Source organism: Shewanella sp. WE21, assembly GCF_002966515.1.
Taxonomy (GTDB): domain Bacteria; phylum Pseudomonadota; class Gammaproteobacteria; order Enterobacterales; family Shewanellaceae; genus Shewanella; species Shewanella oncorhynchi.
On the sequence record NZ_CP023019.1, the window covers coordinates 647,786 to 663,320 of the forward strand.

The 15,535-nt window shown below is 45.8% G+C and carries 16 protein-coding genes; 7 read left to right on the forward strand and 9 right to left on the reverse strand.

All coding sequences use genetic code 11. From position 1 onward, the window contains the following. The first annotated feature begins 2 nt into the window (after positions 1–2). Together CKQ84_RS02725 and CKQ84_RS02730 are read left to right on the forward strand one after the other, a co-directional pair. A complete protein-coding gene (locus CKQ84_RS02725) occupies positions 3–842 on the forward strand; it encodes a heme ABC transporter ATP-binding protein (RefSeq protein WP_105250012.1) in 840 nt (279 codons plus the stop codon). Positions 843–956: 114 nt separating this feature from the next. Next, positions 957–1,301, forward strand: a complete 345-nt coding sequence (locus CKQ84_RS02730; protein ID WP_105250013.1) for a DUF2956 domain-containing protein — start codon at positions 957–959, stop codon at positions 1,299–1,301. 46 nt (positions 1,302–1,347) lie between these two features. On the opposite strand, the gene CKQ84_RS23965 is transcribed toward CKQ84_RS02730, so the two are convergent. Both CKQ84_RS23965 and CKQ84_RS02745 read right to left on the reverse strand, forming a co-directional pair. After that, a complete protein-coding gene (locus CKQ84_RS23965; RefSeq protein ID WP_254053159.1) occupies positions 1,348–1,869 on the reverse strand; it encodes a hypothetical protein in 522 nt (173 codons plus the stop codon). A gap of 612 nt (positions 1,870–2,481) precedes the next feature. Then, positions 2,482–4,020: a peptidase M17 gene (locus tag CKQ84_RS02745; protein WP_105250014.1), complete on the reverse strand. Its 1,539-nt coding sequence runs from the start codon at positions 4,018–4,020 to the stop codon at positions 2,482–2,484. Here CKQ84_RS02745 and CKQ84_RS23715 point away from each other — a divergent pair. The 4 genes from CKQ84_RS23715 (at position 4,012) to CKQ84_RS02760 (ending at position 8,241) form a co-directional block, all read left to right on the forward strand. Further along, the gene (locus CKQ84_RS23715) at positions 4,012–4,188 is read left to right on the forward strand and encodes a hypothetical protein (RefSeq protein ID WP_158682986.1); all 177 of its coding nucleotides are present in this window, start codon (positions 4,012–4,014) and stop codon (positions 4,186–4,188) included. The genes CKQ84_RS02745 and CKQ84_RS23715 overlap by 9 nt on opposite strands. A gap of 51 nt (positions 4,189–4,239) precedes the next feature. Beyond that, complete coding sequence (locus CKQ84_RS02750) at positions 4,240–5,700, forward strand: aminoacyl-histidine dipeptidase (protein WP_105250015.1); 1,461 nt, start codon at positions 4,240–4,242, stop codon at positions 5,698–5,700. 244 nt (positions 5,701–5,944) lie between these two features. Next, positions 5,945–6,499, forward strand: coding sequence for a cache domain-containing protein (locus tag CKQ84_RS02755; RefSeq protein WP_028761558.1), 555 nt, complete (start codon positions 5,945–5,947; stop codon positions 6,497–6,499). Positions 6,500–6,594: 95 nt separating this feature from the next. Continuing rightward, positions 6,595–8,241 (forward strand): methyl-accepting chemotaxis protein, encoded by a 1,647-nt coding sequence (locus CKQ84_RS02760; protein WP_105250016.1) that lies wholly within the window; start codon positions 6,595–6,597, stop codon positions 8,239–8,241. A gap of 153 nt (positions 8,242–8,394) precedes the next feature. Here CKQ84_RS02760 and CKQ84_RS02765 read toward each other — a convergent pair whose 3' ends face one another. Further along, positions 8,395–9,327 carry a DMT family transporter gene (locus CKQ84_RS02765; RefSeq protein ID WP_105250017.1) on the reverse strand — a complete coding sequence of 311 codons (933 nt, stop codon included), beginning with the start codon at positions 9,325–9,327 and terminating at the stop codon, positions 8,395–8,397. A 92-nt stretch (positions 9,328–9,419) separates the two neighbouring features. On the opposite strand from CKQ84_RS02765, the gene CKQ84_RS02770 reads away from it, so the two are divergent. Continuing rightward, positions 9,420–10,319, forward strand: coding sequence for a LysR family transcriptional regulator (locus CKQ84_RS02770; RefSeq protein ID WP_028761561.1), 900 nt, complete (start codon positions 9,420–9,422; stop codon positions 10,317–10,319). A gap of 44 nt (positions 10,320–10,363) precedes the next feature. Here the strand turns inward: CKQ84_RS02770 and dinB are convergent, their stop codons facing one another. From dinB to nqrF, 6 genes are all read right to left on the reverse strand, one after another. Continuing rightward, positions 10,364–11,440: a DNA polymerase IV gene (gene dinB / locus CKQ84_RS02775; protein ID WP_105250018.1), complete on the reverse strand. Its 1,077-nt coding sequence runs from the start codon at positions 11,438–11,440 to the stop codon at positions 10,364–10,366. A 203-nt stretch (positions 11,441–11,643) separates the two neighbouring features. Continuing rightward, entirely contained in the window at positions 11,644–12,111 is a 468-nt protein-coding gene (bfr, locus tag CKQ84_RS02780; RefSeq protein ID WP_011918791.1) for a bacterioferritin, read from the reverse strand. 9 nt (positions 12,112–12,120) lie between these two features. Then, positions 12,121–12,594 (reverse strand): bacterioferritin, encoded by a 474-nt coding sequence (bfr, locus tag CKQ84_RS02785; RefSeq protein WP_006080475.1) that lies wholly within the window; start codon positions 12,592–12,594, stop codon positions 12,121–12,123. Positions 12,595–12,847: 253 nt separating this feature from the next. Next, positions 12,848–13,072, reverse strand: a complete 225-nt coding sequence (nqrM, locus tag CKQ84_RS02790) for a (Na+)-NQR maturation NqrM (RefSeq protein WP_105250019.1) — start codon at positions 13,070–13,072, stop codon at positions 12,848–12,850. Positions 13,073–13,087: 15 nt separating this feature from the next. Continuing rightward, complete coding sequence (locus CKQ84_RS02795; protein ID WP_105250020.1) at positions 13,088–14,134, reverse strand: FAD:protein FMN transferase; 1,047 nt, start codon at positions 14,132–14,134, stop codon at positions 13,088–13,090. Positions 14,135–14,232: 98 nt separating this feature from the next. Beyond that, on the reverse strand, positions 14,233–15,489 hold the full coding sequence (nqrF, locus tag CKQ84_RS02800; protein WP_028761565.1) for an NADH:ubiquinone reductase (Na(+)-transporting) subunit F: 1,257 nt from the start codon (positions 15,487–15,489) through the stop codon (positions 14,233–14,235). Positions 15,490–15,535 lie beyond the last annotated feature (46 nt).

A 15,535-nucleotide genomic window follows, 5' to 3' on the forward strand; every position in this document is an offset into this window, starting at 1 on the left:
TTATGGCTGCAACATCCTTTGCAAATCAACCATCACAATCGACAACTTATTCAGCCAAGGCGCAATTTGATCGCACCCAGCTCAGCATTTGTCAGCTCGATGTCAACATCGGTCCAAAAACCGTGCTCAGTGATATTAATGTACAGTTTCAATCGGGTGCAGTAACCGCCCTACTCGGCCCAAATGGTGCGGGTAAATCCACCCTGCTTAAAGCCCTTTGCCAAGAAATCAGCACACCAAGGCAAAGTATACGGCTAGGCCATAGCCAACTGGCGGATTGGCCTAGGAGCGAGCTGGCAAAATCCTTAGCTGTACTGCCGCAACACGCCAGTCTCACCTTTCCCTTCACTGTGTCAGAAGTCGTAGCAATGGGCTTATATCCCTTAACCATCAGTAAGATAGAAGGAGATGCGTTAGTTGCCGAGCAACTGGCGCAAGTGGGCTTAACCCATCTGGCTAAGCGCAGCTATCCAACCCTCTCAGGCGGCGAGAAACAGCGAGTCCAACTCGCCAGAGTCTTAACTCAACTCAGGCAATCGCCGTTTCCACCCGTACTATTACTGGATGAACCAACATCGGCGTTGGATCTTGCCCAGCAGCACAGAGTACTTGAATTAGCCCAAAACTTAGCTCACCAACAAGGCTACACTGTAATAGTAGTACTGCATGACTTAAACCAAGCCGCACGCTATAGCGATCAATTAATTGTGTTAAAACAAGGGCGAATCGTCAGTGAAGGCACGCCATCCGATGCTCTGTCGGTTGATACCATTAGGGAAGTATGGGACTACGAGCCCGTATATATCCCCGCCCCACAGGGTGGACATCCACTGATTTTTTAATGGAAAGAAGATATTCATCTTACGTTTTTGAGGCCTAATGTGGGTATAATCGCTGCGTTTACACTTTAGCTATCACCTTTTAGCCACAGCCGCATTAATTTAGGCAGAGCCCAGATGAAACCCACTATCTCGACAGAAACTCAACAAGAAGCACTAGTCGCAGCCAAAGCCACCCAAAAGCCGGGCCAAACCAAAGAGCAAACTAAACTCATTGCCCAAGGGATTGAAAAAGGCATAGCTGAATATAAAAAGCTGCAAAAAGCCAAAGCTCGCGAACGGGATAAAGCACGTAAACAACAGTTGAGAGCAAAATCTCGCACAGTTAATGACACTGATGAACTAGAGGATTCAGACTCATTATCCGAATCTCAACGTCAGTTCACCACCGCGACTTGGATTGCCATAACGCTTTTACTATTAAGTTGGGTAGGGTTTGCCACATATATCTTTGCAGATTAAAAGCTATGATTTATATATAAAAATTAAGACATCCATATATCACTTGTTAGGCAATATCCTCTAATACCTTACACACATCATTAATTGAAAAAATATTACCGTTAAGGCTTGCTCGGTCTTTTGATATATTCAGAACGAGCCTAAATACGTTGTTCGCATCAGGATAACGGGCAAGCTTTAAAATGATGTCATCACCATTTTCTTCTGCAGACCGAAAATCCCAGCCCTTCCCTGATAAATCAAAAAGCACTTCCGCCGTTTCAGTATTGATTAACACTGGCGCATAAACCCAATGCGACATTCGCATCTCACTGGGGTTGATATCCAGTGTTAACTTACCATTTTGAAAAAACAGCTTAGTGTCCATAAACAGTCCCTGAGTAACAAGTATCACAAGCGATAGGCCGATAGCTTGTATATTGAACCCCATATCCATTTGTTGTCCATACCGCATCACTTCTAACACGAACCGTTTACGCTCATTACCATCAGGCAAAACCGTTAAACGCTTAAGCGAAAAAAAGACAAAAAAAAGCCTGCTCAATGAGCAGGCAAAGACATATTTCAAGCGTCCCTTTCGGGGAAGTACATTACCGCGCTAGCGGGAAAAACCTGGCATATCCATGCAAAAACATCAATATGCTACTTGAGTCTAAACACGCCAAAAAAGGCGATACAAAGGTTGATGGATGATGGAAACTCAAACTTTAAGGAGGGTTAGGCCTTAAAGCTCATGGCGAATAAACCGCCACGCAAAACATCAGTGTTAAACCAAGTGTTTTGCCAATAAATATGGTTGTTGCCTGTATAAGACATAGTCAATACTCCTAAATTAGTTGTGATTAAGTACTCTAGTGAAGCTTGGCTCGGTTCCTTGGAACTAGAGATTCTCATATCCGTTGAGACGACTTGTCACTCAGGTCCTTGGAGAAAAATATCCATCCTGGATAGACTAGAGAGGAAAGGCGTAGTGCCTAATCCACGAAAGCAATTATATGGATTTGTAGTTTTATTACAACCTTTATTTGTATTTTTTTTGATTAAGGCTTTTTAATGTAATTAAATTACACAATTATAGTGAAGTTAATGGCGACCTGCTTCACATAAAAACAGAAATAACCCTGTAAATATCTAATAAATAAGATATTACAGAATTATTTCTATTTGTTACCACAAATCGTTAGCAATTGATCAGATATTGATACAAGCCCACCAGCGGACTCGCTGTAGGTTTGCCGTAGAGCGGATCACCTTCTGTTGCACTGCCTGCAATATCTAAGTGTGTGTAAGCCAAGGGAATAGGGGCATTAACCCCATGATCAAATAATCCAGAGGCTTTCAGTAAAAACGCCGCGGGATATTGATGTCCACGGGCGGTAATCGATGATGGTGCATTATTGGAAGATAATATTTCAGCAGCGCCTGACACATCGCGGATCTTAGCGAAGTCTTCAGGGCGTAATGTAGACACTTCAAAGGGTTCACCCCATTGAGTCGCTTGCTGCTGTAAAGTGACAGCGCATTGCTGTGAACTCGCCACTGAGTTTTCAACCGCCGCAGGATAACTGCCATAACAACGTACGACATGACCTGTGAGTGTTGCTACCGAAAACATCTCAGGCTTCACCGCTGACACGGCTTTGATACGTAAATGGCTCAGTAAATCTGCCAGCACTAAGCGCCCTTCGGCATCCGTATTACCAATTCGTACCCGCACACCCGCATGGCTCGTAATAATTTCATCGGTCACGAAGGCTTCGCTGCCTATGCTGTTACGCACTAAACCTAACTCGGCAATCACTCGAATACCTTTAGGCTTGAGCATTGACAGAGTTTTAAATAAACCCGCCACGGCAGAAGCGCCGCCTTTATCACGACTCATGCCCGCCATAGCGCCGCCGACTTTCAGATCGGCGCCGCCGGTATCGTAAATCACGCCCTTACCCGCAAACAGGAAAGTGCGAGTCACTTGACCCTCTGGCAGATACTCTAGTTTCACCACGCGAGGCTGATGACGACCGACAGCAAAAGAAGAACGCGCCACGGCGCTGAGTAGCGGATAATCACGCTCTAAAATATCTCTGTCTTCTACCACTGCGGTTTTGATCACGCTGCCCGCTAAGGATTGCAGACAATAATCGGCAAAGGCTTTAGCCGACATGCGCTCAGGTTCAGTACCACACAAATCCCGCGCTAATACGCGGCCAGCTTCTAAGGCATTGAGCAAATTGCTGTTATGGGTTGATGAAGATAATAACCCTATGGCCTCAAATGCAGGCGTTAAGCCAGTCGCTTCACGCAGCTCTAAGGTTTGCCACAGTTCTTGACCGCAGGCTAATGCTGCAACTTCAGAGGCAAAACTAAAACGTGAGTCCTTCGATGGCACTACATATAACAATGGACGTTTTGCACCTGCGTCTTTTGCAATGGCAATCGCCGCCCTTGCAGCATTGGCATAGACTCGCACGTCCACATACTCGTCATTCACTTGGGTGACAGGGGCAATGATCAAACGCCCTCCCGCAAGCCCTGGGGCAAACAGTAATGTCGGGCTCTTACCCACGCGCTTATCCACGTGGGCACCGTGCTGAGCCAATAAACCTATCTCATCAAAACCGATAGAATCCAGATCGGGCGTCACCACCACAACCGCATCCCAGCCTTCACCATCAAAAATGGCATTTTCTGCTTTTACATCAACGAAGTTAACTTGAAACATGACCCATCCTTTTTCATTATTGTGCCTGCATTATTCCCGCTCTATCGCTTAATTACCAATCTAAAAGTGGTACCGACACTCCCAGAAAAAATCGAACTGGAAACTTTGGCTGCCAGCTCACCAAAAGCCTGTGACGCTGAGATTATTTGGCTGCACAGAATGTGGTAGAATGGCCGCAAATTTGCCCTATACCCACAAGACCTTATGAGGGACACTCAAGTGACAGCCTTAAGTCAGTTATACCCGCAGCCATTATGGCAATGGTTCGAACAAATTTGCGCGATTCCCCATCCATCTAAGCATGAGCAAGCCTTAAGCCAGCACATTCAAGCGTGGGCTAAAAGCAAACAACTTGCCGTCGTTGAGGATGCCGTTGGCAACTTGATCATCCGTAAACCTGCGACGCTGGGTATGGAAGATCGTAAAATCGTGGTTATTCAAGCCCATATCGATATGGTGCCACAAAAAAATGCCGATAAAGTGCATGATTTTACTAAAGATCCTATCGAAGCTTATGTCGATGGCGATTGGGTTAAAGCCAAGGGTACAACCTTAGGTTCAGATAACGGTATTGGCATGGCATCGGCTTTAGCCATTTTAGGCTCTGATGATATCAAGCACGGCCCATTAGAAGTGCTGCTGACGATAGATGAAGAAGCGGGCATGACAGGCGCCTTCGGTTTACAGGCTGGCATGTTAGACGCTGACATTCTGATCAATACCGACTCAGAACAAGAAGGTGAAATCTACATGGGTTGCGCCGGCGGTGTCGATGCTCAAATCACCCTGCCTATGGTGTGGCAAGCCTCTGAGCAAAGTTACTCAGCCTTTAGCCTGCACTTATCTGGCTTAAAAGGGGGTCACTCTGGGGTGAACATTCACTTAGGTCGTGGTAATGCCAACAAGCTATTGGCGCGTTTCCTCTTTGAAAATGCAGATGATTTAGCGTTGGAGTTGACCCAATTTAGCGGCGGTTCACTGCGTAATGCGATTCCACGGGAAGCCAACATCAGCTTTATGTTGCCAGAAGAAAACGTCAGCGCCTTAAACGAAAAAGTCGCTGAGTTTGAAGCGCTTATCCGCACCGAACTCGCCATTGCCGATCCCGATATGCGTTTAGTGTTAAACACTATCCCAACACCAAAACGTGTGATGAGTGAAAACAGCCAAAATACCCTGATCGATTTGCTGCATGTGTGCCCGAACGGCGTGATCCGCATGAGTGATGAAGTCGAAGGTGTGACTGAAACCTCGCTCAACGTTGGCGTTATCAGCACTAACGATGAAGAAGTCACTATCCTGTGCCTTATCCGCTCGCTGATCGATTCTGGCCGTACTCAAGTCGAAGGCATGTTAACTGCGCTGACCAATTTAGCCGGAGCCGATATCGATTTAAGCGGTGCTTACCCAGGCTGGAAGCCAGATAACAGCTCACCTGTAATGGCGATAGTGCGCGAAACCTATCAAGACATTTACCACAAAGAGCCAGTGATCATGGTGATCCATGCGGGTCTCGAGTGTGGCCTATTCAAGAAACCCTATCCAGACATGGACATGGTCTCGATTGGTCCCACCATTCGCTATCCACACGGTCCAGACGAAATGGTAAATATCACCACAGTCGGCCAATATTGGACATTATTATTAGCCGTACTCGAGCGCATTCCAGTCAAGGCTTAATGCTCTAACCTTACCCTAGCTCACTCAATTCAAGGCCACATCTGCTCAAGTCAGATGTGGCCTTATTTTTTACCGCGGATTCTATTTGTGAAAAAATGCCGTCGATAAAATTTTTATGAAAGAACTGAATAACTTGAATTTTCTACTATAGTTGTTCTGTCTGACCCTAACGTATTTTTGCTTATCGCGCTTTTAGAGATAACCGCTTTCCCCTTCAATACTGTGACCTTAAGGAATAGAGATCATGAAATTTGGTAAAATCTTGTCAGCCGCCGCACTACTGCTCAGCAGTAACCTCAGTTTCGCCGAAGAAGTCCCCAAAGCCGTTATCGACCTAGCCGATTCACTGATGCCATTAGGCAGAGAAGTGGTACTGGTGAATGCCGTTAAAGCGCAAAATGCCCAAGGCAAAAGCTTAGATTCAATCAAAACATTAGATGAAAAATGGATTGCCACCGCAGGTATTGATGACTTTATGTCATCCCTGATGAACAACGAAGCGGCCAAGTTTCTCACGACCTTCGAAGCCAGCAAACCTTACTACCAAGAAATTTTCCTCATGGACAATCAAGGCGCGAACGTCGCTATGATCAGTAAAACTTCAGATTATTGGCAGGGTGATGAAGATAAATGGCAAAAATCCTTCGCCAATGGCAAAGGTGATAAACACATAGGTCCGGTCAAGTTTGACGAGAGCTCCCAAGCCTATCTAGTACAAATTTCTATTCCAGTGATGGATGGCGATGCTGCAATTGGTGCTATCACGATTGGGATCAACCTAGATCAATTTGGACTCTAATTGCCAGAGAACGCCAGTGATGGGCTGCATCCTCTTACCACAGAGGTTATTGCGGCTCTCACCTTTTCAGTGCATCAATCAAGGAGGGCGTGACTATGGAATGGTATAAAGATCTATCCGTTAATCAGAAACTGACTTATCCGAGTCTGCTACTCGCCGGCGTAGTCATCTTCGCCTCTTCAACTGGCATTTTAGGACTCAAAGCCTTAAATCACAGCGCGAATACACTCGCGCTTGAGTACTTACCTAGCCAATCTGAACTCCTACAGGCCGATAAAGAGCTTTATCAAGCTCAAGTGGCCGAGCGCAGCCTGATGTTTGTTAACGTGGGCACAGACTCTTACAACGACCTTTTAAAGCAGCACACTAATAGTATCTCTCTGGTTAAAGAACATATTGATAAGTTTGCCGATGTGACCACAAGTCCCCTCGCTAAAGATAAGCTCAATGAATTAAATCACAGTTTCGATACTTGGCGAGCGACAACCACAGAAATCAGTAATCAACGCACCCAAAATGGCCGTAACGGTAGAACGACGGCGATTGATCTTAGTTTCGGTCAAGCAGCAACGCAATTCGAGCAACTACACCAGAACATTAATCATTTAATCAATGATTTAAATAGTAATACTACCGCAGCGATAGCCCAAGTAGATGATGATGCCAATCATGGACAACAGATGCAGTTAATTGCCTTAGCCATCAGTCTCTTGATCTGCATACTCTTTATCGTTGCACTGCCTAAACTCATCAGCAAACCGCTGGCGGTTTTACTCGCAAAAATCCACGACATTACCGATGGTGATGGCGATTTGACCGAACGAGTCCACTTAACCTCTAAAGACGAGCTTGGTGATCTCGCCAAGGCATTCAATCATTTTCTCGATAACTTACATGGTATTATCTCGCAATTTAAACAGTCTACATCAGAGCTCAACACCGCTGCCGAAGGTCTAGCCAAAACCAGCGCATCAGCAAAACATACCTTGATGGATCAACAAGCTGCCACCCACAGAATCGCCGATGCCAGCGATCATATTGCCGCCTCAGTACAAGAAGTATCAGTCAGTGCCAGTCATGCCGCCGATGCCGCTAAACAAGCCGACATATTTACCGCCGACGGTCAGGCAAGAGTGAAAAAAACCATCAATGTGATTCGTGAACTTGCGGGAGATGTAGGCACGGCAGAAATGCAGATCAATAAACTCGAACAGGAAGGCCAACATATTGGCCGCGTGCTTGAGGTGATTCAAGCCATTGCCGAACAGACGAATCTATTAGCCCTTAATGCTGCAATTGAAGCGGCGCGCGCGGGCGAACAAGGACGCGGCTTTGCAGTGGTTGCCGATGAAGTGCGATCCCTTGCCTCTAAGACTCACCAATCCACCGAAGAAATTAAATTAATGATCGCCAATGTGCAAAATGGCACTCAAAGCGCTGTGGCAGCGATTAATATCGGTAATGAAAAGGCTATCTCAAGCGTAGAAGCCGCCAGTAATGCCGGTGAAGCCTTAGCGCATATTGCAGAAATGGTCAGCCAAATTAGTGAGATGAACAATCAAATCGCCCTCGCGGCTAAAGCGCAAACCACTATGGCCAACGAGAGTCATCAGAATATTCAACACATTGCCGAACAGTCGGAGGAAAGTCTAAGAACCACTGATGAAATCTACGCAGCAAGCGTACAACTCTCGTCAATGGCGAGTAATCTCACGGCGCTGGTCAGCCGCTTTAAACTGTAATTTGTTGAGAGTGAAAGCTTTTATATAAGTTACCTTTTGTAAATCAGTGATGTTTGAAAGGTCCCCTCAAACGAATAAGGGAGCATAAACCTGTCGCAGTGATTATCTGAATTCAGGTGCTCCCTTATATTTAAACAGCAAAGCTAGCACAGATTAGCAGCGCTTAACCACTAAGCCTCTTGCCGCGCGTAAGTTGACTAACATGGGTAACATCAACGCAAGGATCACTATCAGCATCCCTACCAATTGAATTTCCGTCACCGCCTGCCCCATGGCTAACGCCGTTAATGCTGCAAAAACGGGCACGAGATTAAAAAAAATCGATGCCTTAGCGGGGCCAAGCGCCTTAACACCGTTAATCCAAAACAGATAACCGAGCACAGTGGCGAACAAACCTATGTAGAGCACGCTAGAAAAAGCCGTTGCCGACAGTTCCATCAACTCCAGCCAAGGGTGAAACTCACCGCGGCCAAGCCCAACCACGGACATAGACACACTGGCAGCTATCATACTCAGCAAGGTAAAGGGCAACACTGGCAACCAATGGCCGACCCGTTGCGAACAAATGGTATAACCACTCCACGCCAACATGCCGGCGGCAATCATCACATCACCTTGGTTAAAACTAAAGTTGAGCAACTGCTGCACACTACCGTTGGTGATCACTAGCAGTACGCCCGCCAATCCACCCACTAAGCTAAACACTTGTTGTCTGCTGAGCCATTCACGCTGTAATAGCGCATTGACGATTGAAGTCACCAGCGGGCTGAGCGCCATAATCAAGGCACCATTGGCAGCAGAGGTATGCTGCAGGCCATTAAATAACGCCAGATTTAAGCCGCCCACACCAATCACACCCACTAACGCTATGACAATATATTGCGCCAAACTCAATTTGGGCCAAACCTGACGAGTAAAAACGATATATAACGCTAGAGTCACAGCCGCAATGGTAAAACGCCAGAAGACGAGGGATTCTCCTGACATCTCCTCCAGCACTCGCTTAGCAATAGGAAACACACTGCCCCAGCTAAAAACGCAAATCAGTAGACAAACGAATGTCATGTAAGGTGTATGGGATTTCATATCGGCCTCTAGGGAGGTAATTGGGATTGAGCTTAGTTTATAAGTTTCATATATTATTAAAACCAACAAGATTGAGAGCTTAAATTCCAAATATGAAACTTAATTATTCCTTAGACGATATGCGCTTATTTTGGGTGGTGGCACAGCAAGGGAGTTTTAAGCTCGCGGCGCAGCACTTAGGCATTCCACCTTCAACCTTAAGCCGTCGAATCAATCTGTTAGAACAATCCTTAGGTCTGCGTTTACTGCACAGAGACGCCCATAGAGTCAACCTTACCGCCACAGGTCAGCGGTATCTCGAACGCTGCGGCCCGCTATTTATCGAGTTAAACCAGGTATCTGGTGAGTTGCATGCGGATAAACATCAAGCGGTTGGCAAATTGCGGATCTCGGCGCCCATCAATACAACCTATCGCTGGCTAGGTGAATCACTCAACGCCTTCCAACGGCATTATCCCAATATTGATATCGATTTAAGTCTGTCGAACATGAATATCGATGTCAGTGAAAACGCCATCGATATCGCCTTTCGAGTGGGCGAACCTAAAGATCCCGATTGGATTGCAAGGCCACTTACCACGATTAGCTTTGTACTTTGCACCAGCACATCGGCAACGCAGTGGCATGCGCTGCAATCCATTGAAGAGCTGGATCAGCATCCGGTTATCATCGCCAAGCCCACAAAAACGTGGCGTTTACAGCACAATAGCACAGGGCAAAATGTCGAGTTTGAACCAAGGGGGAATATCAAATTAGCCGTCGATGATATGGCGATTGCCTGTCAGGCCGTGGTGGCGGGGCTTGGGATTGGACTCATACCCATCAGCATGGCGAGTGAACAGATACGAAGTGGCAAACTCATTCAAATACTGCCCGAGTGGCAAGGTATTCCGCGTACCGCCTACTTGATGTATCGCGATCGGGACAACCTGCCCTTACGAGTCAGACTGTTAATTGATTTTATGTTGGCGAATCCACCCGAGGCTTATTGAGCCAATGCAGGCATGAGTCTGCGGCTTATCGACTCAATAAACGGCTAGAGTGCTAAATCCAGCTGAGTCTGGCCGTTTAAGCTTGTGGCGACGACAAGAGTAGAATCAGTAAGGCCAACTGAAATCCCCAATAGACGAATGCCGCGGCCTTCTTGCCTTTCCATAGCCTGTGCGAGTAGCTCATAGAACATTACAATCGAGACTTCATCGCTCCGGTGCTCAATTGTAGTCTGCTTGAAATCGTTAAACTTAAGTTTGACCACCTGTTTATGTATTTTGCGTTCCTTAGCACTGCGACTTAAACGCAACGACAGTTCTTGGATCAAACTCGGCATCACCTGCTGGCACTGCTCTAAGCTATAAATATCCTTTGCTAATGTGGTTTCAACCCCCACTGATTTGCGCTCTCTGTCGGCAGAAATCCCCCGTTCATCTATGCCTTGGGAACGCTCAATCAACACACCACCAAACTTACCGAATCGCGCTAAGAGCTCAGGTTTAGAATAAGCTTGCACATCACCACAGGTATTGAGCCCGAGCGAAGAGAGCTTTTCTGCGGTGACTTTACCAACACCGGGAATTTTACGCAGCGATAAGGTCTTAACAAACTCAGAAAGCGTCTCTGGCGTAATGACATATTGGCCGTTTGGCTTGTTCAGATCCGAGGCGACCTTAGCTAAAAATTTTACTGGCGCGATACCCGCCGATGCGGTTAAACCCGTTTCGGCTAAGATATCGCGACGAATCGCTTGGGCAATCAAGGTCGCAGAGCCCTTATAATGTTGGCACTCACTCACATCCAAATAAGCTTCATCTAAGGAAAGCGGCTCAATTAATTGGGTATAGCGGGAAAATATTTCACGAATTTGTAGCGACACTTCTTTGTAAACTTGCATCCGACCCGGAACTAAAATCAGCTCAGGGCACAACTTAAAGGCATAAGCCGTTGCCATTGCTGAACGTACACCGAATTTACGTGCCTCGTAACTGCAAGTGCTGATAACACCGCGACGGTCGCTACTGCCACCCACGGCTAAAGGCTTGCCACGGTACTCAGGAAAGTCGCGCATTTCCACTGCAGCAAAATAGCAGTCCATATCGATATGAATAATTTTTCGCACGTTGAATTCCTCCAACGCCAAAATACTGTATATAAAAACAGTAATCAAGTATTCCTGATAGATTTGGGGCCAATAAGATGTGGCCTAGCGCTGAAAAAGAGAACAAGACAAGTGTGAGGAACAACAGACATGCTTAATAACTGAGTTTCCTAGGCCATTACACTCAGTGGCCTAGGTATTTACTCAACCTAACAATCTAAGGCTCACATCTTAGTTTGCAGGTAGTTTTGCAGCCCAACACGGTCGATAAGCCCAAGTTGTTTTTCGAGCCAATACATATGGTCAGACTCTGTATCGTCGAGTAATACTTCAAGGATTTCGCGGGTCTGGTAATCTTGCTTCTGCTCACACAGTGCAATCACTTTGCGCAAATCGTCCGCGACCTTGTATTCGTAGGCGAGATCATTACGTAGCATTTCTTCTACATCTTTACCTATGTTCAATGCCTCACGGGCGGCAACATTGGGTGTACCTTCGAGGAATAAAATGCGCTGCACTAATTTGGCTGCATGGGCTTTCTCATCATCTGACTCATGGGCGATACGCTCATAGAGTTCATTCAGGCCCCAATCTTCATACATATGGGCATGGACAAAATACTGATCCATTGCCGAGAGTTCTCCCGTTAGGAGTCGATTTAACGCATCGATGACGTCTTTATCGCCTTTCATATCTTGCTCCTATTGGTCGCTAATTTGCGATTGTAGATAATTTTGAATACCGGTTAGCGTAATGAGCTCTTGCTGCGACTCGAGCCAATCTAAGTGCTCTTCTTCGTCTTCGAGAATATCTTCCAGCAGATCGCGGCTCACATAGTCCTGTTCGGCTTCACACAAGCTAATCGCATCACGCAGCAATGTAAGCTGCTCTTGCACCATGGCCAGATCGCAGTCGAGCATCTCTTGGCTATGTTCACCAATGCGAAGTTTTTCGAGTTGTTGCAGATTAGGCAGACCTTCCAAAAACAGCACTCGCTCGATGAGCTTATCGGCGTGCTTCATATCTTGGATGGATTTTTTGTATTCGACGTGGTTTAACTTCTCTAAGCCCCAATGTTTAAACATGCGGGCATGGAGGAAATATTGATTGATGGCGGTCAACTCACAGGTAAGCACCCGATTCAGTTGCCCAACCACTTTAGGATGACCTTTCATAAGTTACTATCCTCGGTAAGCGTGAAAAGATTGATCTAAATCAAGCTTCTAGCCTAGTACAATTTATCGACCAACTCAAATTATCTTTATATTTCACTCACTTAATGATGAAAAGCATTCTCATTCCTGCTTAGATTAACTTGCTATCCCACTCTAATCCCAAGGATAAATCTCAAATGATTAACCCGTGTAAGAAAATACGAAGTAAAAAAATAGCCCCCTAAATCGGAGGCTATGATCGAATCAAGACTATTTAGATAATGCGGTCTTTCGTTAACTTCTCACGACGCGCTTCTTCAGCGGCCATACGACGTTTACGTTTGTCACAAGGGTCATCACAATCACACGCTTTCTCAATCCCTAGAACACCTAAACCGCCACAACTTCCTTCAACGGCTTTGCGCTTGATGAGATAACCAATCGACATGAGCAAAAAGAAGACTAACAAGATCACAAATGCCGCAATAAAAGAGGTCATGGTTTACTCCAAAAACTAAATAAGGAAAGGCTTGAAGGCGTCGCTGTAATAAACCTTAAATCCGTCGCCTTGCTTTTCGATTAGCATTATCGCCAAGTGTTCCTTCTTGGCAAGCTCCAATGATGCTTCTGTGCCCAAAACCATCATGGCCGTCGCAAAACCGTCGGCCGTCATACAATTTTGATGCAATACAGTCACGGATGCTAACTTATGATTTATCGGCAAACCAGTACGCGGATCGATTATATGCGTAAAACGTTGGCCGTCTTCTTCATAATAATTACGATAGTCACCAGAGGTCGCCATCGCCATAGTACCAGGTGCAATAACCTGCTGTACGGCTTCAGAGCCATCATTGGTCGGTTGCTCTATAGCAACACGCCAAGAGCTTCCATCACCTTTGGCACCTTTGATACTCAGTTCGCCACCAATTTCAACTAAATACCCAGTCGCATGGTATTTATCAAGAATAGAAGCGATTTTATCAACCCCAAATCCCTTCGCGATTGATGATAAATCTACATATAAATGGGTGTTGTGCTTACTTAGACGATTGCCTTCAATGGAAAGTTCACTAATCCCTGTTTTGGCTTTAGCCGCATCAATATCAGCCTGTGTCGGAACTTTCGTTGGACGCTTATCAGGTCCAAAACCCCACAGATTAACTAAAGGACCTAAGGTAATATCAAGTGCCTTATCAGTCACTTGATATAAACGTATTCCCTCTTGCACCACTTTTATGGTATCCGGTGAGACTTCAACGCTTTGCTCCAATGGCAATTGGTTGAAACGGGATAATTCTGAATTAGGCCGATAGGTCGACATCTGGTCATTGACTAGCTCAAGGGCTAAATCAATTTCCGCTTGAAGTAACTGCGCCGTCGGCATCTGCTCATTCGGGACGACTTTAATGTGATAAGTCGTGCCCATAGTGCTGCCGGCCAACGAAATGACTTCGTTTTGCTTTGAACAGGCTGAAACAAAAAAGGCCAGTCCCACGAGGACTAGCCAGTTAAATGAATACTTTAACGCTGAGGTATTGATCTTTAAGGTCTGAAACATAGTGACCTACTACTCTTATTTGGGCCCTTAAATGCAAAAGTTGCAGATGAAAGGTTAACCTCAACATCTGCAACTTTTCTATCTAGGACTAATGAACATTAGCCGCCGAAGTCATCCAACAGGATGTTTTCGTCTTCGACACCAAGATTTTTCAACATACCAATGACCGCAGCGTTCATCATTGGAGGTCCACACATGTAGAACTCACAATCTTCTGGAGCATCATGGTTTTTCAGATAGTTTTCATACAATACGTTATGAATAAAACCTGTGTAACCATCCCAGTTATCCTCTGGTTGAGGATCTGAAAGTGCCACATGCCATACGAAGTTATCATTCTCAGCCGCTAGGCCGTCGAAATCTTCTACGTAGAACATTTCACGCTTAGAACGTGCACCGTACCAGAAGCTCATCTTACGTTTAGACTGAAGACGCTTCAGTTGGTCGAAGATATGTGAACGCATTGGCGCCATACCCGCACCACCGCCGATAAACACCATTTCTGCATCGGTATCTTTCGCGAAGAATTCACCGAATGGGCCAGAAATTGTCACTTTATCGCCAGCTTTTAAGCTCCAAATGTAAGATGACATCTTACCGCAAGGCAGAGTCAAGTTACGTGGTGGAGGCGTAGCAATACGCACGTTCAGCATAATAATGCCGAACTCTTCTGGGTAGTTAGCCATTGAGTATGCACGGATAGTTTCTTCATCAACCTTAGATTCAAGATTGAAGAAACCGAAGTGTTCCCAGTCGCCACGGTATTGTGCAGGTACATCAAAATCTGCATATTTAATATGATGAGCTGGTGCTTCGATTTGAATATAACCGCCAGCACGGAATGGTACAGACTCGCCATCAGGAATTTGCAGCTTCAGTTCTTTAATGAAAGTGGCTTTGTTATCGTTAGAGATAACTTCACATTCCCATTTCTTGATACCGAAGATTTCTTCGTCAAGCTCGATTTCCATATCGTTCTTAACGTTAACCTGACAAGAAAGACGACAACCTTTACGGGCATCACCTTTGCTGATGTGGTCAAGTTCCGTTGGCAGAATATCGCCGCCGCCAGACTTAATCACCACGCGGCATTGACCACATGAGCCACCGCCACCACACGCACTCGATACGAAGATACCGCTGTTAGCCAAAACGCCTAACAACTTACCGCCCGCACCGGTTGTAATCGCTTTTTCAGGATCGTCATTAATGCCGATCGTGATGTCACCACTAGCCACTAACTTAGACTTAGCGAATAAAATCACTAATACCAAGATGAGGACGATAGCAGTAAACATACTCACACCGAGGTAAACCTCGAGCGGAGTAGATTTAAAAATACCAAGAATATCCATTAACTTATCCTTAGAAGGTCCAATTCAAGAAGCCGTTATGTGTCTC